17 protein-coding genes and 1 tRNA gene are annotated in these 22,607 nt (G+C 43.9%); 8 read left to right on the forward strand and 10 right to left on the reverse strand.

The genetic code is table 11. The features are described from left to right. The first annotated feature begins 14 nt into the window (after nt 1–14). Genes IE164_RS17925 through IE164_RS17935 form a run of 3 tightly spaced genes read left to right on the forward strand, consistent with a single transcriptional unit; the run spans nt 15 to nt 3,613 of the window. A complete protein-coding gene (locus tag IE164_RS17925) occupies nt 15–1,544 on the forward strand; it encodes a cryptochrome/photolyase family protein (protein ID WP_189631658.1) in 1,530 nt (509 codons plus the stop codon). After that, nucleotides 1,541–2,812 (forward strand): DASH family cryptochrome, encoded by a 1,272-nt coding sequence (locus IE164_RS17930; RefSeq protein ID WP_189631659.1) that lies wholly within the window; start codon nt 1,541–1,543, stop codon nt 2,810–2,812. The genes IE164_RS17925 and IE164_RS17930 overlap by 4 nt, the downstream gene beginning before the upstream one ends. A gap of 24 nt (nt 2,813–2,836) precedes the next feature. Continuing rightward, on the forward strand, nt 2,837–3,613 hold the full coding sequence (locus IE164_RS17935) for an amidohydrolase (RefSeq protein ID WP_189631660.1): 777 nt from the start codon (nt 2,837–2,839) through the stop codon (nt 3,611–3,613). Here the strand turns inward: IE164_RS17935 and IE164_RS17940 are convergent. Together IE164_RS17940 and IE164_RS17945 are read right to left on the reverse strand one after the other, a co-directional pair. Next, nucleotides 3,603–3,992, reverse strand: a complete 390-nt coding sequence (locus IE164_RS17940; protein ID WP_189631661.1) for a hypothetical protein — start codon at nt 3,990–3,992, stop codon at nt 3,603–3,605. The genes IE164_RS17935 and IE164_RS17940 overlap by 11 nt on opposite strands. Next, nucleotides 3,989–6,145, reverse strand: a complete 2,157-nt coding sequence (locus IE164_RS17945) for a T9SS type A sorting domain-containing protein (RefSeq protein WP_189631662.1) — start codon at nt 6,143–6,145, stop codon at nt 3,989–3,991. The genes IE164_RS17940 and IE164_RS17945 overlap by 4 nt, the downstream gene beginning before the upstream one ends. 95 nt (nt 6,146–6,240) lie before the next feature. On the opposite strand from IE164_RS17945, the gene IE164_RS17950 reads away from it, so the two are divergent. After that, a complete protein-coding gene (locus IE164_RS17950) occupies nt 6,241–7,521 on the forward strand; it encodes a UDP-N-acetylmuramoyl-tripeptide--D-alanyl-D-alanine ligase (protein WP_308440977.1) in 1,281 nt (426 codons plus the stop codon). A 108-nt stretch (nt 7,522–7,629) separates the two neighbouring features. Here the strand turns inward: IE164_RS17950 and IE164_RS17955 are convergent, their stop codons facing one another. The 4 genes from IE164_RS17955 to IE164_RS17970 form a co-directional block, all read right to left on the reverse strand. Next, nucleotides 7,630–8,574: a FecR family protein gene (locus IE164_RS17955; protein WP_189631664.1), complete on the reverse strand. Its 945-nt coding sequence runs from the start codon at nt 8,572–8,574 to the stop codon at nt 7,630–7,632. A gap of 206 nt (nt 8,575–8,780) precedes the next feature. Continuing rightward, on the reverse strand, nt 8,781–11,516 hold the full coding sequence (locus IE164_RS17960; RefSeq protein ID WP_189631665.1) for a carboxypeptidase-like regulatory domain-containing protein: 2,736 nt from the start codon (nt 11,514–11,516) through the stop codon (nt 8,781–8,783). Next, on the reverse strand, nt 11,516–12,406 hold the full coding sequence (locus IE164_RS17965; protein WP_189631666.1) for a FecR family protein: 891 nt from the start codon (nt 12,404–12,406) through the stop codon (nt 11,516–11,518). Before IE164_RS17965 ends, IE164_RS17960 begins: the two co-directional genes overlap by 1 nt. Nucleotides 12,407–12,420: 14 nt before the next feature. Beyond that, nucleotides 12,421–12,912 (reverse strand): RNA polymerase sigma factor, encoded by a 492-nt coding sequence (locus tag IE164_RS17970; protein WP_189631667.1) that lies wholly within the window; start codon nt 12,910–12,912, stop codon nt 12,421–12,423. Nucleotides 12,913–13,112: 200 nt separating this feature from the next. On the opposite strand from IE164_RS17970, the gene IE164_RS17975 reads away from it, so the two are divergent. Then, nucleotides 13,113–13,187 (forward strand) — tRNA-Val (locus IE164_RS17975). A 131-nt stretch (nt 13,188–13,318) separates the two neighbouring features. Here IE164_RS17975 and IE164_RS17980 read toward each other — a convergent pair. Beyond that, nucleotides 13,319–14,398 carry a glycoside hydrolase family 130 protein gene (locus tag IE164_RS17980; protein ID WP_229838768.1) on the reverse strand — a complete coding sequence of 360 codons (1,080 nt, stop codon included), beginning with the start codon at nt 14,396–14,398 and terminating at the stop codon, nt 13,319–13,321. A gap of 12 nt (nt 14,399–14,410) precedes the next feature. Then, complete coding sequence (locus tag IE164_RS17985; protein WP_189631668.1) at nt 14,411–14,677, reverse strand: phosphoribosylpyrophosphate synthetase; 267 nt, start codon at nt 14,675–14,677, stop codon at nt 14,411–14,413. Between the two features lie 137 nt (nt 14,678–14,814). On the opposite strand from IE164_RS17985, the gene IE164_RS17990 reads away from it, so the two are divergent. Together IE164_RS17990 and IE164_RS17995 are read left to right on the forward strand one after the other, a co-directional pair. Beyond that, nucleotides 14,815–15,522, forward strand: a complete 708-nt coding sequence (locus tag IE164_RS17990; protein ID WP_189631669.1) for a TIGR04283 family arsenosugar biosynthesis glycosyltransferase — start codon at nt 14,815–14,817, stop codon at nt 15,520–15,522. A 271-nt stretch (nt 15,523–15,793) separates the two neighbouring features. Further along, nucleotides 15,794–17,428 (forward strand): B12-binding domain-containing radical SAM protein, encoded by a 1,635-nt coding sequence (locus tag IE164_RS17995; protein ID WP_189631670.1) that lies wholly within the window; start codon nt 15,794–15,796, stop codon nt 17,426–17,428. Here the strand turns inward: IE164_RS17995 and IE164_RS18000 are convergent. Beyond that, nucleotides 17,425–18,234 carry a thioredoxin family protein gene (locus IE164_RS18000; RefSeq protein ID WP_189631671.1) on the reverse strand — a complete coding sequence of 270 codons (810 nt, stop codon included), beginning with the start codon at nt 18,232–18,234 and terminating at the stop codon, nt 17,425–17,427. The genes IE164_RS17995 and IE164_RS18000 overlap by 4 nt on opposite strands. 250 nt (nt 18,235–18,484) lie before the next feature. Here IE164_RS18000 and IE164_RS18005 point away from each other — a divergent pair, with 250 nt between their 5' ends. Further along, nucleotides 18,485–19,801, forward strand: a complete 1,317-nt coding sequence (locus IE164_RS18005; RefSeq protein ID WP_189631672.1) for a phosphatidylserine decarboxylase — start codon at nt 18,485–18,487, stop codon at nt 19,799–19,801. Nucleotides 19,802–19,862: 61 nt separating this feature from the next. Here IE164_RS18005 and IE164_RS18010 read toward each other — a convergent pair whose 3' ends face one another. After that, nucleotides 19,863–22,547, reverse strand: a complete 2,685-nt coding sequence (locus IE164_RS18010; RefSeq protein WP_189631673.1) for a valine--tRNA ligase — start codon at nt 22,545–22,547, stop codon at nt 19,863–19,865. Nucleotides 22,548–22,607: the final 60 nt, after the last annotated feature.

Genomic DNA, 22,607 nt, shown 5'->3' on the forward strand with positions numbered 1-22,607 from the left:
GGTGACGCAAGTAAATGAGGAGACTAAGACTAATACTAGGCGATCAGCTTAATCACCAACATTCGTGGTATCAAGAAAAAGATGAAAACACGCTTTATGTAATGATGGAGATGGGGCAGGAGCTAACCTACACCACACATCATATTCAAAAGGTTATTGCATTCTTTCTAGCCATGCGAGCCTTTGCTGAGCATTTGGAAAAGCAAGGACACCAAGTGCTTTACTTAAAGCTAGATGATGAAAAGAATAAGCAGTCATTAACAGATAATCTTTCTTGGATAATAGAGGAGTACAAAATTGAAAAGTTCGAATACCAGATGCCTGATGAATACAGGCTAGATAAGCAACTTCAGGGGTATTGCGGAGCAATTGAAGCAGACTTTGAAGTCTTCGACACCGAGCATTTTATGACTTCCAGAACTGACCTTGCTGACTTTTTTAAAGGCAAAAAGCAGTTGCTCATGGAGTCATTCTACAGAAACATGCGCAAAAAACATAAAGTGCTAATGGACGAGGGCGAGCCTGTTGGTGGCAAATGGAATTACGACCATGACAACAGGAACAAAATGCCAGAAGATACCTTTGTTCCAGAGCCAAAGTCATTTCAAAGAGATGTAACAGACTTGGTTGAGCTGTTAGAGGAAAGAGGTGTTAAAACAATAGGAAATGTAGATTCTAAAGATTTTCTGTGGTCCGTAACAAGGGAAGAAGGGTTAGAACTCTTCGACTTCTTTCTGAATGATTGTATGCCATTTTTTGGCAAGTATCAAGATGCCATGACCACCAAAGGTTGGTCTTTATTCCACTCGAGAATATCTTTCTTACTGAATTCGAAAATCCTTTCTCCAGAAGAGGTTATTCGAAAGACAGAAGAGTATGGTCAGAACAATCAAGACGTGCCACTCTCAGCAATTGAGGGCTTTATTAGGCAAATACTAGGTTGGCGAGAGTACATGCGAGGCATCTATTGGAAATATATGCCGGATTATGCCAAAGAAAACTTCTTCAACCATAAGAGAAAACTACCAGACTGGTTTTGGACAGGTGAAACCAAAATGAAGTGCCTTTCTCACACCATCGGACAATCTCTAGATTATGCTTATGCACACCATATTCAACGATTGATGGTAACGGGGAATTTTGCGCTGTTGGCGGGTATAGATCCCGATGAAGTAGATCAATGGTATCTCGGTATTTACATCGATGCAATTGAGTGGGTGGAAATTACCAATACTAGAGGAATGAGTCAGTTTGCCGATGGTGGTGTGGTGGCTACTAAGCCCTACGTTTCTTCGGCTAATTACATGCATAAAATGAGTCATTACTGTGGTTCATGTCATTACAAGTACAAGGAGAAATTAGGTGAGAAGGCCTGTCCGTTCAATAGCCTCTACTGGGATTTTCTCGACAGAAATAGAGAGAAGCTCGAGAAGAATCATAGAATGGGCATGATTTACCGGGTTTGGGATAAAAATTCTACTGAAAAGAAAAACCAAATCATTGAACAAGCGGCTAAGTACCTGAATAAGATGGAGGAAATATGAGCAGGGCGATTTACTGGTTTCGGAACGATTTGAGGTTGGAGGATAATGAAGTCTTAAACAAGGCTGTTGAGGAGAACCCAGAAATCTTGCCCGTTTATGTTTTTGATGAGAGCCTATTGAGGGGAGAGCAGTGGGGTATTGAAAGAATGGGCTCTCATCGTCTTAAATTTCTCTTGGAATCGCTGGAGGATCTTAAAGCTCATTTACAACAACTAGGCTCAGACTTATTGATTAAAGTTGGAGATACAGTTACTGTTCTTAACGATATCAGGAAAACCTATAATTGCGATGTGCTTTATGCTCAAAAGGCTTCTGCTTATGATGAAGTACAGTTGGAGGAAAAGCTCTCAGAAACCATAAACACTAAGTTCATTTGGGGTGAAACGCTCTATCACCTGAACGATTTGCCTTATCATTTAGATGAACTTCCAGATATATTCACGCAGTTCAGAAAGTCGGTTGAGAAAAAGGCAGATGTAAGAAAAATACTAGAAGCACCTTTGCAAATTCATTCGTCCCAAGGTTTCGATTCTGAAGTGCCTTCTATGGAAGACTTAGGCTTTGAGCCCGTTGAAGAAGATGATAGGTCAGTTATTCAGTTTCGTGGAGGAGCTAAAGCAGCCAATGATAGGTTGAATTATTATTTATGGGATAAGGAGTTGCTAGGTAACTATAAGCAAACGCGTAATGGCCTTATCGGAGGTGATTACAGCAGCAAGTTCTCTCCTTGGTTGGCTCATGGTTGTATCTCACCACGACAAATCTATTGGCAAGTAAAGAAATTCGAGAAGTACGTAAAGAAAAACAGCTCAACCTATTGGTTGGTTTTCGAACTGGTTTGGCGGGATTATTTCCACTTTGTGGCCAAGAAATACAGCAATCAGATTTATCAGAGAAAAGGAATTTTGGGTGAAGATAAAATCGACTGGGGATCTGATAAACTTTTTCACTTATGGCGAGATGGAAAAACAGGTGAACCTTTTGTTGATGCCAATATGCGGGAAATGAATGCCACGGGGTTTATGAGCAACAGAGGAAGGCAAAATGTAGCCTCATACCTAATGCACCAAATGAAGATTGATTGGAGGCTAGGAGCTGCCTATTTCGAGAAAATGCTGATAGACTACGACCCATGTTCAAACTACGGTAATTGGATTTACATTGCCGGAGTTGGAAACGACCCAAGAGGAGGTAGAGAGTTCAACATTGAACGTCAAAAACAGATGTACGATCCCAAAGGAGAGTACCAGGAGTTGTGGGCTAATTAAGCCTAATTCTTTATACATTTGGCTATGCAAAACCTTCGCGTAGCTCTTATCCAATCTGATATTCATTGGCATGAAATAGGTGCGAACCTAGCCATGTTTGAAGAGAAAATCTGGCAAATACAGAATGATGTGGATCTTATTCTACTTCCAGAGATGTTTCAGACAGGCTTCACTATGGAGCATAAGGGGTTAGCCGAGCCCATGAACTTCAATACTTTTAAGTGGATGAAGCAAATGTCAGCGCAAAAGAATGCGGCTATTTGCGGTTCTTACATCGTCAAGGAGGAGGGCAAGGTGTTCAATAGGCTTTTGTGGATGCAACCCGATGGACAGTTTAAGACTTATGATAAGCGTCACCTTTTCCGAATGGCCAATGAGCACGAGCATTTCGATATGGGTGCAGAAAAGCTCATAGTAGAGTGGAGGGGCTGGAAGATATGTCCAATGGTTTGCTATGATCTAAGGTTTCCTGTGTGGTCTAGAAATGTAGACTTAGCCTATGATCTGTTGCTTTATGTGGCCAATTGGCCGGCTGTTAGAGTCAATGCTTGGGACACGCTACTGGAAGCAAGAGCTATTGAGAATGTGAGTTATTCTATTGGTCTCAATCGTGTAGGGAAAGATGGAGTTGGTATTGAATATAATGGTCATTCAGCGGCATACAGTCCAAAAGGAGAGCAGCTGGCATTTTCTGAAAAGGAAGAGATTATTTACATAGAACTCTCTGCAGAAAGCCTTCAGTCGTTCCGTAAGAAGTTTCCTGCTCACCTAGATGCCGATGAGTTTGAAATCAAGAGTTGATAGATTCAGTTAAAACTGCTTTCAACTGCGCGGTAGATTGAAAGTTGTGCACCGGTTGTTTCAACATCTGTAAGACTTTCTGCAATTGTTGATTCTTCCCATTCACAAAGAACAGCTGGTTTGCTTTGCTTTTTCTCAAGGCTTCTATGGCCTTAGAAAGAGCTCCTAGACCTTCTGATTCAACTACATCGAAAAAGCATATGACTTGTTCTGATTCAGCTATCATTTTAGCGATCTCCTGAACTAAAAATGGCTCCGATTTACTATCGGCTTCCACAAAGTTAAACGCTGCATCAATTTCACTTAATGCGTCTTTCTCGGGAAAGCTGAAAGCGATTTGCTCTATTGGTTTTATCTGAAAGTAACAGAAGAGGGTCATCGCTGAATTAATAGCTTTTTAGTAATACTCCGTCCGTCCGAACTTACAATTCGAATCAGATATAGGCCAACGGGGTAGCTGGAGAAATCCAAAGTAGTTACTTCAGCATCGGCTACAGCTACAGGCTCGGAAATTAGTCGTCCACTGGTATCTACCACTGAGACCATGGCGTTGGCATTTACCAAAAGTCTGACGGAGTCCGCTGATGGGTTTGGAGACAGTGAAACCCGTAGATCGTTTTCGCTTCCGCCATTTCCGGTTCCCACATTTCTGAGAAGCAACAGTCCACCTCTTTTGGTGCCAACAACCAGCGATGGTTTGCCATTGTCAAATAAATCGGCTGTGGCCAGGTAGTTGCTTCGGCCAAGTCGTGAAGGTCTGAGGTTATTCGCTTCGCTAATTAGTGTAGTGACAGAGGGGCCTTTTTGGAATGCGGCATTAAAAGGAGCTTCATAGAGGGTCAATGCTCCCTGACTATCTATGGTAAGTAGTTGTGGTTTACTGGTGCCCGACCAGTTAGCCACTGCAACAGAAAGCACCTGACGGGTAAAATCATTTTCAAAACCGCCAAACTGTTCCTCTTCCCTAAACCTTAGGTTGCCTTCGTTGATAAATGCCGTCAGTCCTCCAAAAGCTCCGCCAAGCAGCACGTCTGCCAGGCCGTTTCCGTCAATGTCATACACCAAGGGGTTGCTATTGGGTGTAGTAGGCAGGTTAAGATTTACAGGAGTTTCGAAACGGCCATCACCAAGGCCCTTTAGAAGAAAAATAGCAGCCGAATTTCCTCCGGTTTGTGCCTGAAGAACTATATCGGTAATGCCGTCATTGTCTATATCGGCCATCTGGGGTTTGAACCCGGCATAACCCAGCGAAGACAGATTCTGGAAGTCGGTAGTTGCCAAAGCAAAGGAGGGGTTAAAACGGTTTCCGGTATTTTCAAACAGCCAAAGACTGCTTACCAGTCCGTTAGGGGTTGGTTGTCCAGCGTGCCCAACGAATAAATCCAGATCACCATCGGCATCATAGTCCCAAAATGCGGGATAGGCATCCTCCCCCAAATCTACCATCTCATGTTGTAAAAAAGGCTGTTTCCCTTCAAAGATGGGGCTTAGGTTGTTGCCGGAATTGTCGAATACTTGTATGTGGTTTGTAAAGTTTACCCTGTTGCCCAGATTGCGGTCGATGTTTGTGGAAACCACCAGTTCCATTACCTGGTCAAAATCGGTATCTAAAAGGAACGCTGAAGGAAAAAACTCAAAGGCCACAGGGTCTTGAGAAGGGAAGGGATGAAAATCGGTAATAGAGGCTTGTTGCGTGGTTCCCTTATTTTCAAAAAAAACGAGATTAGTACAGAGCTCATCTGAGGCTACAATATCTATATCGCCATCATTGTCTGCATCGAAGGGAAGAATCGTTTTGCCTCCTGCATGCAAAATCACAGCCGACTCTGAAGTCTCGGCCTTCTCAGCAGCTTCTCCAGAGTTTTCCTGACAGGGTTGTCCGAACGAAAAGTTATTGCAGCCACAATCGTAAAAATCGCCCCAGTTTCTGGTGATTCGGGTAAAATTAAGGCTACCACAGGAACCTGTGTTTTGGTAGTATTCTATCGAACCGGAACTTCCAAAGCGGTAACTAAGAATGTCCAACGCTCCGTCTCCGTTAACATCGGCAAAGCCGGGTATATCGGTGGCGCTCACCTGTAAATTAGAGCCCTGATCGAAGCGCAGAAATTCACTGGCTAGTTGCCAGGCCACACCTTCGGAAGTACTCATGTTGCGGTATACTTTAATGCCCAGCGTGGTGTTTGTAAAAAGATCCTTTTTGCCATCACAGTCAAAGTCTGTCAGTACCATCCAATTCACCACATCGGTCGGAAACAGGAAGGCATAAGAAGGGTCAAATACCCATTCATCGTCTTGGCGTATATAGGTGGTAAGGTGGCCGGACTGCCGGTGGAAGATGACCAGGTCTTGTTGGCCGTCCATATTCAGATCCATGGTTTGAAATTGCGCAGAATTTAAGCCCCCCTCAAAAGCCCTAGCTAAGCGTTCATCGTCTTGCCGGAGTTCTACCGTCTGATCGAAGGCGAAGGCAACCTGAGCCTTGGCCGTAGTGGCGAAGAAAAGGGTTATTAAGACAATCAGGTATTTCATGCGAGCAACTCTGAGGCTAAATTACGATCAGTCATTCAGAATAACGCAATTTTTGCGCTTTAGTGTTGTAACTTCACCGACCAAATGCAATGGCAATGATTGATCAGTTATACTCGGTTTACCTTCGTTCTACGGGTGTGTCTACAGACACCCGCACTCTCCAAAAAGATAACCTGTGGTTTGCTCTGAAAGGGCCAAACTTTAATGCCAACAAGTTTGCCGATAAGGCTTTGGAGCTTGGTGCCTGTGCGGTGGTAATCGATGACCCGGCCTATGCCAGAGATAATCGTTATCTGGTGGTTGAAGATGGGTTGAAGGCTCTGCAGCAGTTGGCCAATCATCACCGCAAGCAGTTTAATATTCCGGTAATTGGCATTACGGGTTCTAATGGAAAGACTACAACTAAAGAACTTGTGCGAGATGTGCTGGCTAGAAAATTTCGTGTGTTGGCCACATTGGGCAATTTCAACAATCACATTGGTGTACCTCTTACTTTGCTGAGGCTGACGGCCAACACGGAGATGGCTATAGTAGAAATGGGAGCTAATTTTGTAGGAGATATAGCTCAACTTTGTGCCATTGCCGAACCCACTTTCGGTTTGATTACTAACATAGGAAAGGCTCATCTGGAGGGCTTCGGTGGAATAGAAGGGGTGTTTAAAGGTAAAACCGAGCTATATGAACATGTGGCGAAACAAGGGGGTGTTTTGTTTGTGAACTCCCGTAATCAGCGCCTGATGGAAAAGGCCGGTCGGTTAGTAAGTGAGATAGCGACTTACCCTGATAAGGATGATGTTTACCATGCTGAGTTAATCGATGCCCAACCCTTTGTGAAACTGAGGGCCCGATCAGGCAAGGTGGTGGATACTCAGATTTCCGGAAGCTATAATTTTGAAAACATTTGTGCGGCTCTTTGCATTGGAGCCTATTTTGGGGTGCCTGAGAATGAAGCCCTGGAAGCTATAGCCGCCTATATACCTGAAAATAACCGGTCTCAGATTAAGCAATTAGGCTCAAATACCGTGGTAATGGATGCCTATAATGCCAATCCCACTTCTATGGCACTTGCACTGCAAAATTTTGCGGCCAAACCGGGTTATAAGGTGGCTATTCTGGGCGATATGTTCGAACTGGGTGAGTCAGCGGCCGAAGAGCATGCTGCTGTGGGTAGCCTGACGGCTGGCCTCGCTCTGGATCAGGTGATTTTTTGTGGTGAGCTAATGAAGCATGCCTATGAAACGAATGAGAAGGCTGAGTACTTTGAAGATAAACAAGAATTGGCGACTTACTTAAAAGGACTTCAATTGCAAGATAGCCAGATACTAATTAAGGGTTCGCGGGGAATGAGCCTGGAAACTCTTTTGGAGAGTTTTTGATGTCTTGAAAAAATAAGAGGGATGGCACCACCCATCCCTCAACCTCAACCTAAGAATCGGTGACTGAACTGCTTAACCATAAAAACAATTGTCACCTTATTTTAAATATTATTTCACCTTAAACACCACTCGTTGAGCCTCAGTATTTACCTCAAATCCTCTGCTTTTGGATAGTGCAATGGTTTGGGCGGCATCTTTCAGGCTTTTGAATGTGGTGGTTATAGGGCTTGATAATTCGCTTTCAGAGAAGTCGTGCTCAACTTCTACACTGTATAATCTTTTTACTTCGTTCAGAACTTGTTGCAGCGGCACACTCTCGTAGTCATATTGACCGATTCTCCAGCTGTCAATTCTGTCTAGCCGCGTTTCTACAGGTTCGGAAACAACATTATTTTCAACAGAAACGGAGAGTCCCGGAGTTATTATTTGCTCTGAAGTGCCTTCCGGACTACTTACTCTTACCTTGCCGGTTTTACACGCTACTTGCAGTAGCTGGCCTCTGGTTCTCACATTAAAACTGGTGCCTAGTACTTCAACCTTTCCGTTGGTTGTTAGCACCTTGAAGCTGCTGCCCCGCTTCACCTCAAAGAAGGCTTCGCCAGTTAAGCGCACCTCTCGGTGGTCTGTCCAGCCTTTTTCAGGAAATGAAACGGAACTTTCAGCATTCAGGTATGCCACCGATCCATCGGGCAAATTTACTGTTCGTACTTCTGCCAAACCGGTAGCTATAGAAACTTGATTGGTTCGTGGTTGTAAAATGAAAAAAGCACCAATAGCTAAGATGAAAGAGGCCGCTACTCCGATTATCCAATCTCTGCGCGAAATGGAAATTACTTTAGGTGAATCGTGGTTAGAAATTTTGCTTTCCAGCTTCTTCCAGGCCTCTTCCTGAGAAATGGTTTCTCTCACACAGAGGTTGCCGGACTGTTCCACAAACTTCTGCAATGACTCAAATTGAGGGTCGTTTTCGGCATGTTGTTTTGCTTCCCGGTGAGTTATTTCTCCCTCAAGCCACGCCTGCTCCCAATTGTTATGGTGCTTTTTTCCTGTCATTGTGCTGTTAATACACCAAGCGTGAGCAACACCCTACTTTTAGTATATTTATAGTGTGGCTTATTTAAGTCGTATGGTGTGTGTTTTGACATTTTTCCACTAGTCTTGCCATTTGCGAATGGAATGACACATATAGGGGCTGTTAAGGCAGCTTGTAGGTCAAGTGTCTTTTGCTTCTATCTGATCTGGATAAGTAGCCCTATAATTTAAAAATACAGATTGAGAAACAGGGAAGGGGTAAAGTCGAGCAGTACTATATCTCTGTAAAGATTGGTAGGGGCCATTTGTTCATTGTTATTAATGGCCATTTCAATTTCATCTCGCTTGAGTCTCCTGCCTTGTATGTTCTGCCGGTTATACACGTTGAGAATAGATAGCCCCATTTCTCCACGCATATGTTCTCCCTCAAACTTATGGGCAATGGAGATGTCTAACCGGTGATAATCAGGAAGTCGTTCAACTGTTTTTTGGGTGTTAACCACTTCAAAATTGATCAACTCACCCTGATTGTTTCGAATAAAATTAATAGTGGGACGGTAAAATGGTTTGCCGCTACCATAGACCCAGGTAGCTGAAAAGTTCCAGGCCGGTAGTTCAATAATATGTACAAACTTAAGTTCATTGCGCTGGTCTTCTCTTGCAGCTATTTCACTATTGTTATTTATGCTTTCAAAGCGGTTGAGTGCTTTACTTCTGGTGTAGGCAATCCAGCCCTGGTATGGGCCTATACGCTTTTGAATAAGTAGATCTAAACCCCTGATATTGCTGGTGCCGGGTGCTATAAGAATACTCGGACTTTGGCGGTTGGTGTTGGGATTGTACAGGTGAGAGATGTTGTATTCGGTGAGCCCGCTTACCTGTTTTTCATAAAACTCAAGGTCTATGGTAAGGTCGTTTTTTTCATATTGAAAGCCTGCTATTAGGTGGTCCGATTCCATTACCGGAAGGTGCCTGGGCCCTGGTTTGCTGCTTTCATATGCCAGGTTCCAACTGTTTTCATTATTCGAAAAGGGGTCGTCAAAAACCTCTTCTCGCATAATCTGAAAATACTTGCCCGAACTTAGTTTGAGTTCCAGGTGTGGAAGGGGCTGATATACGAGGGCCGCCCGTTGCCCAAAGAAGCTTTTGTCACTTACACTGGTGGTGTTGAGCCGGCCACCCAGTCGCAATTCAAGGTTTTTGCTGAGCGTAATATTGTCGGCCAGATAGAAGGAAAGAATGGTTCCGTCAGAGCTGGGGTTGCGGTCATCCGGAGTCATGCCCGATAAATCGCGTATATCTACCTTATTGAATACGTTGATGCTGGAAAGGTTAATGCCAAAGTCAAGGCTATGTCGTCCGCCCACCGTGAGTTCATTTTTTAAATTTAACTGAAGATCTTCTACTTCATTCATTCGGGTGATTTCGTAAAGCCCGATTTGATCGCCAGCACCATTGCGTCTTTCGTTGTTGTAGAAGTAGTCGAAGTAATGATCGGAAAAGGCCAGCTGCAGGTTTGAGTAATACTTTCTGTTCCAGTTTCTGGACCAGGCCAGTCCAATGCCATTGTTACCCCAGTCGGCCTTTTCATTGTAGCTGTCAATTTGGCTAATGGTGCCGGGATTGTTGGGATCCTGGAAGTTCACTATGTCAAAGTCCGTATCAAGGTCGTCCCGGCCCTGATAAACACTCAGACTCATTACATCGCGGGTAGAAACCTTGTAGGTGGCCTTAAAATTGAGATCGTAAAAATGAAAATCGGGGCGTATGAGGTCGTCTTCATTGGCCAGCCCGTTAAAAGCCTGCTGATTTACCTGATTAGATTTTTTTCGATAGTTGGTGTAGAGTTTTTCGAAGAGATTGCTGCGAATAATATCGGTGTATGCTCTTCTTGCACTCACATGAAAAGCTCCTCTTCCACTGGCAAAAGGCACATTGGCACTAAACCGAGCGCTTAGCAGGTTTAAGCCCATGGAGTAATTGGGTTCGTTGAAACTCCCGGTGGTACCCGTAATGTCTACCACCCCGGAGACCCGACCTCCGTACTCTGCTCCAAAGCCTCCTTTGTAAATTTGAATGTCTCGAACAGCATCGGCATTGATGGCACTAAAAACACCAAAAAAATGATCTAGCCGGTAAAGGGTTATACCATCGAATAGCACCAAATTGTGAGTAGAAGGGCTGTTTCTAATCGATAGGGCCGATGAGGTTTCGTCAGAACCTCCAATGCCCGGCAAATACTGAAGCGAACGAAAAATATCCAGTTCACCAAGGCTTGGTAGTGCGGAGAGGTTGTTGGGATCTATGGTGATCTGAGATATCTGATCGCCATACTTAACCGTGGAGAATTTATTTTCTACCACCGTAAACTCAGACAGATCTAGTGAGCTTTCTTGCATCATTATTTTGATGGTCTGCTTGGTTTCTCCCGGCTTCAGTTTTACCTGCGATTTTTGGTAGCCCAGGTAGCTAACTTCAATGGTGCTGGTGTCGGTGGGTACCTGGGGTAAAGAGAAGTAGCCGTCTTTATTGGTTATAACTCCTCGTTGCAAACCGCTCACTCTTACCACGGCATTGGGTAAACTTTCTCCGGTGCTGGCATCTTGCACCAACCCAAATACGGTTATGTCGAACAGACTGGGCGTATTTACATCAAGATTTACCTTTTTGGGGATGAGGATGATTTTATCATTGAGCAATTGGTAGTCTATTCCTTTATTGCGCAAGATGGCGTCCAGAAATTCGGTCACAGGCTTTTGAGCAAACTGCCCGGAAACCGTAGTGCCTGTTATAAGGGCATCGTCATAGGCAATTTTAAGGTCGTATTTGTTTTTGAGTATTCGGAGTACTTTGGCCAGTGAAGCGTTGTCAAAGTTTTCGGTTATGGCCACCGAACGGATGTCTTGAGCCAGGCTGATCTGGCTACAAATCAATACACATAAAAGCCAACTTATAATGCGCACTATTCAACAATTACCTGATCTCCGTTTCTACTGAATTTAAGCCCCATAGGTACAAAAACCAACTGCAATGCCTCGTTGAGGTTCGAAGTATTGAAGTAGCCTGAGTAATATCTTTCGCTGAGTGGTTGCTCTGAAAGTATTTTAATATTGAACTGCCTTTCCAGCTCCTCAACTACCTGCGAAAGGGGTTGAGCATCGAAGTAAAAGCTGCCCGACCTCCAGGTGGCTGTTCGTGTGAGATCGAAAGCCTGGGTTTTCAACTGGTTTTTGTGCAGTAAAGCTTCCTCACCGGAGTTCAAAACTACTTTATCTTCATTGTTGCTTACCTCTACTGTACCGGTAAAAACGGAAACACGCAGGTGTTTGGATCGGTTGTAAAGGTTAAAGGAAGTGCCCAGCACTTTTACCTGATAATTGTCTCCGATTACTTTGAATTCGTTGCCCGGAGTAATATCGAAAAAGGCTTCGCCCGATAGTACCACCCAACGATTGCGTTCCCAGTTTTTTTCTTTGTAAGACATAACGGTTCCGGCATTGAGGGTAACCATAGAGTTGTCGGGGAGTGTAATGGTTGTAAGCTGGCCCGATGCCGCCCGTACGGTGATGATCTTATTGCCGGCCGAAAAGTTAACGTAGATAACCAGGGCTATAATAGCGGCAGCCGCAGCCCACAGCCATGCCCTGCGAGGCTTTGAGGGCTGCATAATTTTTTCGTTGTCAGGAGCTCTTTCTTCTATTTTTCTGGTGAGTTGCTCCCATGCTTCGTTTTGCGATTTACCATGCGGAGCGTCCAGCTTCTCGGTGAAAGCGATAAGTTTCTCCATAGCTTCCTTCTCTTCCGGAGGAAGCTCCTGTTTGAGCCAATTGTCTATGAGATTATCTTCTTTCACCGGTCTAAATTAACTTAAATTTTATACTTAATGTGTTCGCGAAGATGTGCCAGAGCTCCGTGCATTCTTTTCTCAACAGCTTTGACGCTTAGTGCGAGCCTATCGGCTATTTCTTTATAGGTGAGTTCATCAATCCGGTTCATTAGAAAAACTTCGCGTTGCTTTTCGGGCATAGCACCAATAACTTCTTCCAACTCGGCTTTGAATTCCTTTTCTTCCAAAGCAAACTCCGGAGAGTGTTCTTCTTGTTGGGTTTTGTGCCGTTCTGCAAAATTCATCACCACCTTGTCATGTCTTATTTTGTTGAGCAACATGTTGTTGGCAATGGTGTATAAGTAGCTTTTTACAGTCTCCGGCTGAACTTCCTCCCGCTTGTCCCAAAGTTTCATGAACACATCTTGGGCAATGTCTTCGCTCTGCTCAATATTACCCGATTTGTAGTATAGGAAATTCTTGATGGGGGTGTAATACTGATCGAAAAGGCTCTTGAACTCTGAGAGGGTCATGCAGTGCTAAAAATGCTTTGGCTAAAGATAAATAAAAAACACTTTTCCGTAAGATGGAGAGCTTTTGTGGAGCGATTATAATTTTTTAAAATATTTTTGCCGACCCATTTGCATTATTAAAAACCGGTGCTACCTTTGCACTCCCATTTGATCACAAGCACAACAAAAACAGGGTAAAACCTGGTGTAAGTGAGAAATAAGGGCTCTTAGCTCAGTTGGTTCAGAGCACCTGCCTTACAAGCAGGGGGTCGCTGGTTCGAATCCAGCAGGGCCCACAAAAAAGAGGTTATCGCAAGGTAACCTCTTTTTTTATGCACTTTATTTTAGTGGGTCGAGTATAGTCCAGGCTTTTGGGTCTTCAAACGGTAAGGTGGGTGCTCATCTGCCTTCAAATCCTTTACAGTATTTATTGATTGGCAACGGCCACTCCCACAAAGGAGTCGGCTGTACCGTAGTACATAAACCACTGATTTTTATAAGGAACCAGGGCTTCCAGAAAGGTAGTGCCTGCAGCGTACTGCCCGGTAATTTCGTGAGGCAGTGTTGGGCAAATAAAGGGCTCATCCATGCGCTTTATAAACTTGGATGGATCGGCAGCACTAAACAAGGCTTGCCCACCACAATAGGTGCCTTTGGCAATGTCAGGGTCTGCAATATCGCCTTCGTCATTCTTACCATTATATATGAGCAGAATGCCTTCACTGGTCAGTAGGGCAGGAGGTCCGGGTTCGGTGAGAAAACTGTCGAAATAGCCGGGACGGGTATCCATAACTATGGCCAGCTGGTCGCCATCGGTTAGGGGAGTCCAGTTAATCAGGTCTTCTGACCAGGCCAGGTTTACTCCTCTTTCGCCAAAATACATCCAGTATTTGCCATTGATTTTGGTGGCAATGAGTTCATTGCCTTGTTGCTTGCACACAATGGATCCAGACTTACTCCAGGTGTCTACAAATTTTCCCTGAAGGGCATTAAGCAAAGCAGGGCCATGCTTGGTCCAGTTTCTTAAATCTTTGCTGCTGGCAATGGATAGGCGGGCTACATCCTGATTCCACGAGGTGTAGGTCATGATGTATCGCCCATCAGGTGCTTTTACCACCCGAGGATCTTCACAGCCCCCGGGATAGTCGTAGGCTATAAAGGCTGTGGAGTCCGGATAGAGAACCGGAGAATCGAATTTGTTAAAGTTGAGCCCATCGGTGCTCCAGGCAAGCCCAATTCTTGAGGTTCTTCCGCCTAAATAGGCTTTGGGGTTATCTTCGGCCCTAAAGAACATAAACACCGTATCGTCTTTTACTACCACAGCCGGGTTAAAAACATCGGCCTTTTGCCAGGCCACCGGGCTGTTGGTTAGTGGGTCTAAAAAGGTATAGGTACTATCGGCTTTTAAGATGGGGTTCATTTCCGGTTTTTCGAAACCGGTAAGCCAGGGCTCTTTCGGTTCACAACTCAAAAGAGCTACAAACAGTAGTATCGCAATCTTTTTCACACCCTAATCTACTTAATTCTCCTCTTCAATGGGAATTTTTTGTAGAGTGGAGTGGTGTTCTGTCTGGCCGGAAACAACAAGTGTACCCTGAGTGCCATCTTGTGCCTTAATGGCGAATAAGTCGGCTTCATCGCTCGGGTTAGTCATTCCGTCAAAGTGATAGCGTGCTACTATTTTTAGCTGGGTTGGAAGAAATTTATCTCCCCGGCCTAATACCTCTACTTCTTCTTTTTGTAAAGCAAACTGTGCCGTGAAGCCTTGCTCATGTAGCTTCTGCATGACAGTTGAAAGTGTTTTTTCGTTGGTTTTCATCATATTTATTGAACAGGTCAGTACAGGAAATGTTCCTGTAGATATAGATTTAAAAACATGAACTCAACCTCATCTAAACCGGGGCTGCCTTTCGTATCTAAGCCATGCAAGAGAAAATTAGTGTAATCATTCCTGCACTCAACGAAGCAGACCTTATTTACAGTCAGGTGAAGTCGGTCTTTCATAAAGGCAACGACTCTGCTTTGGAAGTAATTGTGGTAGATGGGGGGAGTTCGGATAATACCCGAGAGCTTGCTTTAAAAGCCGGTGCTCAGGTAATTGATTCTGCTCCCGGTCGATCGGTACAAATGAATGCCGGAGCGGCCAGGGCTACGGGCGATGTATTTTACTTTGTGCATGCCGACCTGACGATGCCGGATACCTTTGTTAAGGATATTAGAAAGGCTGTGGCCGGTGGATTTAGCTACGGTTGCTATCAAGTGGCTTTCGATAGACCCGTGAAGGGACTCAGGTTCAATAGTAGTCTTTCTAAATACCAGGGCATTTTTTTTAGGGGGGGAGACCAAACTCTGTATATAACCCGTGAGCTATTTAAGCACATTGGAGGGTTTGATGAAACCATAGTGATTATGGAAGATTATGAGATATTGTTGAGGGCTCGTAAGTATGGCAAAATTCATATTATGCCTCAAAAGGTAATTATCTCGGCTCGTAAAATGGAGCAGAATAACTACTTCAAAACCAATGTAATCAATGTGCTGGTGTTCGTGTTGTTCTTCCTGGGAGCTCCCCAGAAAATGTTGGTCAATATTTACAGTAGACAGGTGAAGGGGTCTAAGTATCGCATGTAACCATGTGCATCTAGTTTTCAGATGCTTCTTTTGTCTTATTTACCAATAAACATCTGGTGCGTTTTATGTTTTGTCTTCCTTAGGTATTTGCTATTAGCCGGTGTAAGAAGTTCTGAGCACACCTCTCATGCCCGGGATGTTGGGGTCATTTCCGCTCGATCTAAATAAGTGGTTGATACTTTTTTAAGAGGTGAATATTTAGCATATTCAAATCGGGCCAGTCAGTAGGGTAGGTATAGTGGGGTGTTCGCCTTCAACCTTTATAATACTTATGAACGTACTGCTTAGCTACCCTATTTTTCCCACAAGTTTCTGGTCGTTTGAAAAGGCTGTGCAAGGCATGGGTAAAAAAGCCTTTATGCCTCCCCTTAGTTTAGTTACTGTTGCGGCTCTGCTTCCTCAGGAATGGAATTTCAAATTGAGAGACAGAAATATTGAATCTGTGACGGAAGAAGACTGGGAGTGGGCCGATATGGTCATGTTTTCCGGAATGATCGCTCAAAAAGAGGATTTTTTAGGGCAGATAAGAGAGGCTAAGAGAAGGGGTAAGCCGGTGGCAGTTGGAGGCCCTTACGCTACTTCTCTGCCCAACGACATGCTTGATGCTGGTGCCGATTTTCTGGTGTTGGATGAGGGAGAGTATACGATAGGCCTTTTTGTAGATGCTCTGAGCAGGGGTGAGGCTTCGGGCATATTCAGGTCTAAAGATAAGCCAGATGTAACTTTGAGCCCGGTGCCCCGATATGACTTGTTGCAGTTGGATGCTTACTTTCTAATGGCCATACAGTATTCCAGAGGGTGCCCTTTTCGCTGTGAGTTTTGCGACATCATTATTCTTTATGGCAGAAAGCCCAGAACCAAAACGTTCAGTCAGGTACAGGCCGAGCTGGATCTTCTTTTTGAACTGGGGTGGCGTGGAGGAATCTTCTTTGTGGATGACAACTTTATTGGTAACAAGCGCACGGTAAAACCTTTTCTCGAAAAACTGATAGACTGGCAAACTACAAATGGCTACCCGTTTAGCTTTACTACCGAGGCTTCCATAGATATGGCTCATGACGATGAGTTATTGGAGCTAATGGTAATGAGTAAGTTTTCCACTGTTTTTATTGGGATTGAAACCCCCGATACAGATAGTTTAGCCCTTACACTCAAGCATCAGAATAATCGCCAGCCCATGAATGAATCTTTGGAGAAGATAGCTAAGTCTGGTCTGAGAATTATGGCCGGGTTCATTATTGGTTTTGACGATGAAAAGAAGGGGGCCGGGGAAAGGGTTTTTCAATTCGCTACCGAAAACGCTATTCCGGGAGTAACTTTCAGTATGCTGCAGGCACTTCCGGGAACGGCTTTATGGGACAGGCTGAAGGAGAATGGCAGGCTTCTGGACGATGCTAATTTGAATCAGACAACCCTGCTGAATTTTGTTCCTACCCGTCCGATTGAAGATATAGCCAAAGAATATGTAGAGGCTTTTTGGAAGCTATACGATCCTAAGGTTTACCTTAAGCGGGTTTTTGATCACTTTATGATGGTTGGTCAGGCCAGGGTTCACAGAGATCCGGAGCTTAGGGCGCAGCTTAAAAATAGGCATAAGACGGACTTTGATTTTAAAGGGGTTTTGTTTGGGCTAAAAATGCTCTTTAAGCTTGGTTTTGTAAGAAGCACCCGTTTTGTTTTCTGGAAGTATCTCTACTTGATGTTTAAGAAGAACCCCGGAGGAATTGGCAATTTCTTCACCTTTGCGGTCTTTATGGAGCACTTCCTCCCATATCGTAAAATGGTGAAGAAGGAGATTCAAGAAGCTTTACAAGCTAGAATGGACGGCAATGTTAAAGCATTAGAAACCGATATTGAGCTTTCTAAAGACCTGGCCAAAGAAGTAGAATGGTATAAAGCGAGCTAATTATTCTTATCTAACTCGGCAACCAGTTTTTCGTCTTTTATCTGCGACTTTTCTCTTTGAAACTCATCGTTTTGCCCATTGCACTTATAACAGTAGGCACGCACGTAAGCAATAAAGTCTCTGGTAATTTCAGATTCCGAATTGTCTACCTTTTCCAGTTTTTTTAATGCTCTTTTGGTATTGCCCCCGAGTGCCACATTCAGTATTTGATTCAGCTCGGCCAACTGAGAAATGGTTGCGTCATCCCCTTTTTCTGCCTTTCTGAAGTGTTCGTTGCTAAGTTTAAAAAAGTTGTTGGCCACTTGTTCCGACTCTATCTCCCTGGCCACTTGGCTGTAGGCTTCTCCCAGCCGCAGATAGGATAGCTGAGACTCTTCTTTTTCGTTGGCTTCGATCGCACTAAACAGGGCGTTTAAGTCTGTGGGTAAATGTGCAAAGGAAGTCAAAAATTCATCGCTGGAAGCAAAGCCCGTTCTGTCCCAAACTATCTTTTCGTCAGGCGTAATAAAAATTACCCTTGGTATGCCCTTTACCTGGTACTTCATGGCCAAAGACACCTCAAAATCTATATCCGCTTTATAAGCAATAAACTTATCGGCCATTTTCAACATTTCCTCAGAAGACCAGAGCTTTGAGTCCATGTTCTTGCAGGGGCCGCACCAAATAGCCCAAAAATCGATCATTAGAAGTTTTCCCTGAGCTTTTGCCTGGCTCTTGGCAAGTTCATAATCTTTGTACCAGTTGATTTGCGAAAAGGCCGGAGTTAGCAGAAAAGTAAAGAGTGTTGATAGAATGAGTTTTTGCATGTTTATTATTTTTAGATAAAATAAAATTCGAATAATTATAATAAATTAAAAACTAGGTTTCAAATTGAAATAGAAGAAAATATGAAAAGCAGCTCTAGAAGGCTCCTTTTTCTTAGTTTATACTCATTAATTACAGATTCACTCCCAAAGTAGGTTGTATTACTTGATCTGGGAATCAAGTAGTTATGCCTGTCTATTTAAAAAAAGCATTGCGTAGCTTTATCTCGTTATTAACTTAAAACACACACAAATGGAATATCAATCTTTAGAGGTTATTGCTAACCTCAAAAAACAAATCAGTGACGACAAGATCTTTGCTCAAGCACTTGTTCTATCGCTCAAGGCCGCAAAAGAGAATGCTGCGGATGGTAAACTCAATGCAGACCTTTATGATGCATTGAATAAGCTGTATGACAACAACGCTTGGCCGACAACATCAGAGGATTATTTAAGGTACCTCAAGACGTTTGCAGAAGTGATTCCTTCAGAGAACCAAGTGCCTGGCTACACAGCCTGGAATAATAATGATCAACAAAACGGTTACAGCCAGCAGGTATATGATAGACTCTGCCAGTTTTATTGGTTGGTCGATCAAGGCCCCGAAGTAGGTGGTGCTAAAGTTACTTTACAAGATTATAAGAGTAAAATTAATGATTTCAGTTTTGCTGAATGGTTAGATCAGTACGCCAATGCCTGGGGAAGCTTCCTGGACACTCCTGCTTCTATGACTCCGGAAACTCTTAAGTCTTTTGAAGATGATGTGATGTACAACCTTCCGGATTATTCAGACGACAAACCCAATTGGACTACGTTCAATAAGTTTTTCTTCAGGCAACTGAATTCAATTGAACCTAATCTACAGCCTATGCGTCCGGTAGCGGCACCTAATGATAATACCATTGTCTGCTCGCCAGCTGACTGCACGTTTAAGGCGATTTATAACATTGACGATCAGGGCAATGTGGTTGAGCCGTTGTCCAATGCGGAAGGTATTACTTTGAAGCATACACATACCATTGGTACTGTACAGCAATTGTTGAATAACAGTCCATTGGCTGAGCGTTTTTACGGAGGTACGTTTGTCCATTACTTCTTGAATCCATTTGATTACCACCGTTTTCATGTTCCTGTGGCTGGTAAAGTGGTAGATTCTCAAAAAGTGCATGGCAATGTTTTCTTGAATGTAGAGATTACCGACAACCAGTTTGATGCTCCTGACGGTGCCGGAGATGGTTATGAGTTTACCCAAGCCAGAGGGGTAATTATTGTAGATACTGCGGGTAGTGATGCTGGTGATGTAGGTTTAGTTGCTACTATTCCAATTGGAATGGCACAGGTGTCTTCAGTGCACATGGAATTGCAAAATGGTGCTATTGTGCACAAAGGCGATGAGTTTGGCTATTTTGCTTTCGGTGGGTCCGACATTATTATGGTGTTCGAACGTCCACAAGAAGCCTTAAGGTTTGTGAAGTATTGGGATAACCGACAGGTGAATGCTACAGACGCTCAAAAGCAGGTTGCTCCGTTCCACTTTAAATATGGACAGCCCTCAGTGATTTTTAAATAGGCAGGGATATACTAGAACTTGAGAGATGACTTCCAGAAGCCACCTCTCAAGTTTTTCTTTTTTAACTGAGGGAAGCCAGTTTCTCTTCCAATACTTTAATCTTAGATTCAGCATCGGCCTGCTTCTTCTTCTCATTGGCAACTACTTGTTCAGGAGCTCCATTGACGAACTTCTCATTGCTGAGTTTTTTCATTACGCTGTTCAGAAACCCTCTGGTATATTCCAGTTCTTTGGTTATTTCGGCTTTTTCGGCTTCAACATCAATTGAGCCTTCCGGTAGGGGCAGGTAAAACTCGTCTGACTTTATAACAAAACTCAGTGAGTTGTCTACCTTTTCTTCGGTAAATCGGAGTTCGCCAATATTACCAAGTTTAGTGATTACCCCGGCAAAGCGCTGGTAGGCTTCTTGCTCTTTGGCCCGTATGTACAGGTCGAGAGTTTCTTTGGGAGAAATGCCTTTGCTGCTGCGTGCGTTTCTGATTTGCGAAATCAGTTCAAATGCAGTTTCAGCATTTTTGGTGAGTTGGGCATCGGTGCCCCCCATTACCGGCCATGCAGAAACAATGATGTCTTGCTCTTCACCTCTTTCTCTCAATTCACTCCATATTTCTTCAGAAATAAATGGCATGAAAGGATGCAGAATTTTCATGATTTTTTCGAAGAAGTTGAGCGTTACCTCGTAGGTAGCCGGGTCGATGGGTTGCCCGTAAGCGGGTTTAATCATTTCGAGGTACCAAGAGCAGAAGTCGTTCCAGATGAGCTTGTAGGTGGCCATAAGGGCATCGGAGATTCTAAACTTGCTGAAATGGTCTTCAATTTCGGCCAATGTTTCATTGAATCTTGAGTCGAACCACTGTATGGCTATGGTATTTTCTCCCGGAGTAGCATTGCCTTTTACCTCCCAGCCTTTTACTAAACGGAAAGCATTCCAGATTTTATTGGCGAAGTTTCTGCCTTGCTCAACAAGTTTTTCATCGTATAGCAAGTCGTTTCCGGCTGGGGAAGAGAACAGCATACCCGTGCGAACGGCATCAGCTCCATAGTCGCGAATCAGGTCGAGCGGATCAGGAGAGTTGCCTAGTGACTTAGACATTTTTCTGCGCTGCTTGTCTCTTACAATACCGGTTAGGTATACATGTTTGAAGGGCTTGTCGTCCATGTATTCATAGCCGGCAATAATCATTCTGGCCACCCAGAAAAACAGAATCTCTGGTGCTGTAACCAATACAGAGGTAGGATAGAAGTAATCCAGATCAGCGTTTTTTCCTTTGATGATTTTGCCCGTTTCTTTGTCGAAGCAGTCGTCATTAAAACCATCGAAAACAGCCATTGGAAATAGCCATGAAGACGCCCAGGTATCGAGTACATCCTCGTCTTGACGCAGGTCTGAGGCAGTCAGGTCATTAGTTCCCGATTTCTTTCTGGCCAATTCTACAGCTTCCTCCAGGCTTTCTGCTACCACAAAATCGTCATCGCCCTCGCCATAGAAGTATGCAGGAATTCTTTGTCCCCACCAGAGCTGGCGCGAAATACACCAGTCTTTTACATTTTCCATCCAGTGGTTATAGGTGTTTTTAAACTTAGATGGGAGTAGTTCAATTTCATCGTCCATTACCACCTTGTGAGCAGTTTTGGAAATTTCCTTCATGTTAATGAACCACTGCAAAGAGAGCTTAGGCTCAATCACCGTATTTGTGCGTTCTGAACGACCTATTTTGGTGGTAAATTCCTCAAAGCCCATAAGGTAACCGGCTTCTTCCAGGTCTTTGATGATCTGTTTGCGTACGGCAAATCGATCCATGCCTACGTAAGCCGGTATTTCACACTTCTCATTCAGGGTGCCATCAAGGTTGATAGTATCTATCACCTCCAGGTTATGGCGCAGACCTATTTCGTAGTCGTTAGGGTCGTGAGCCGGAGTTACCTTGAGGCATCCGGTACCAAAATCCATTTCTACGTAATCATCGCCAATAATGGGGATTTCTCTACCAATAAACGGCACTAGAGCTTTTTTTCCGATTAGGTGCTTAAAGCGTTCGTCTTTAGGGTTTACGGCAATACCCGTATCACCCAAAATAGTTTCAGGGCGTTGGGTGGCAATGATCACCTTCTCATCAGAGTCTTTAATGCTGTATTGAACCTTATAAAGTTTAGAAACTTCTTCTTTGTCCGCATAAATCACTTCTTCGTTGGAAACTGTGGTTTGGGCTTCAACATCCCAGTTCACCATTCTCCATCCACGGTAGATGTAGCCTTTTTTGTACAGGTCTACGAAAACCCGAATAACTGCCTTATAATAGGCATCATCCATGGTAAAAGCAGTTCGTTCCCAATCGCAGGAAGCGCCCAGTTTTTTTAGCTGCTCAAGGATAATTCCTCCATACTTTTCTTTCCATTCCCAGGAGTATTTCATGAATTCATCGCGGGTCAGATCAGATTTCTTGATTCCTTTTTCGCGAAGCATTCTTACCACTTTGGCTTCGGTGGCAATCGAAGCATGGTCGGTCCCCGGTACCCAAAGGGCTTCCTTGCCTTCCATTCGGGCCTTACGGATGAGTACATCCTGAATGGTGTTGTTGAGCATGTGGCCCATGTGCAATACACCCGTCACGTTTGGAGGCGGAATGACTATGGTAAACGGCTCTTTTTTCGGATTGACCCGGGCTTTGAAATAGCCTTTATCCATCCAATGTTTGTACCATTTGTCTTCTACCTTTTGCGGTTCGTATTTGCTTGAAAGTGACATAAAAGTGTACTGCTTAAAATGAAGGTGCAAAAATAGGGGGAAAAGCTGGAAGCTGGAAGC

The organism is Roseivirga thermotolerans, assembly GCF_014653175.1.
Classification (GTDB): Bacteria; Bacteroidota; Bacteroidia; order Cytophagales; family Cyclobacteriaceae; genus Roseivirga; species Roseivirga thermotolerans.

Bases quoted from the DNA above. Each gene is read 5' to 3' on its own strand.
- IE164_RS17985 (WP_189631668.1), bottom strand. From the start codon at position 14,677: ATGCAGAAGCTACATGAGCAAGGCTTCACGGCACAGTTTGCTTTACAA.
- IE164_RS18010 (WP_189631673.1), bottom strand. From the start codon at position 22,547: ATGTCACTTTCAAGCAAATACGAACCGCAAAAGGTAGAAGACAAATGG.
- IE164_RS17940 (WP_189631661.1), bottom strand. From the start codon at position 3,992: ATGACCCTCTTCTGTTACTTTCAGATAAAACCAATAGAGCAAATCGCT.
- IE164_RS17955 (WP_189631664.1), bottom strand. From the start codon at position 8,574: ATGACAGGAAAAAAGCACCATAACAATTGGGAGCAGGCGTGGCTTGAG.
- IE164_RS18000 (WP_189631671.1), bottom strand. From the start codon at position 18,234: ATGCAAAAACTCATTCTATCAACACTCTTTACTTTTCTGCTAACTCCG.
- IE164_RS17930 (WP_189631659.1), top strand. From the start codon at position 1,541: ATGAGCAGGGCGATTTACTGGTTTCGGAACGATTTGAGGTTGGAGGAT.
- IE164_RS17925 (WP_189631658.1), top strand. From the start codon at position 15: ATGAGGAGACTAAGACTAATACTAGGCGATCAGCTTAATCACCAACAT.
- IE164_RS18005 (WP_189631672.1), top strand. From the start codon at position 18,485: ATGGAATATCAATCTTTAGAGGTTATTGCTAACCTCAAAAAACAAATC.
- IE164_RS17990 (WP_189631669.1), top strand. From the start codon at position 14,815: ATGCAAGAGAAAATTAGTGTAATCATTCCTGCACTCAACGAAGCAGAC.
- IE164_RS17950 (WP_308440977.1), top strand. From the start codon at position 6,241: ATGATTGATCAGTTATACTCGGTTTACCTTCGTTCTACGGGTGTGTCT.
- IE164_RS17945 (WP_189631662.1), bottom strand. From the start codon at position 6,145: ATGAAATACCTGATTGTCTTAATAACCCTTTTCTTCGCCACTACGGCC.
- IE164_RS17995 (WP_189631670.1), top strand. From the start codon at position 15,794: ATGAACGTACTGCTTAGCTACCCTATTTTTCCCACAAGTTTCTGGTCG.
- IE164_RS17935 (WP_189631660.1), top strand. From the start codon at position 2,837: ATGCAAAACCTTCGCGTAGCTCTTATCCAATCTGATATTCATTGGCAT.
- IE164_RS17970 (WP_189631667.1), bottom strand. From the start codon at position 12,912: ATGACCCTCTCAGAGTTCAAGAGCCTTTTCGATCAGTATTACACCCCC.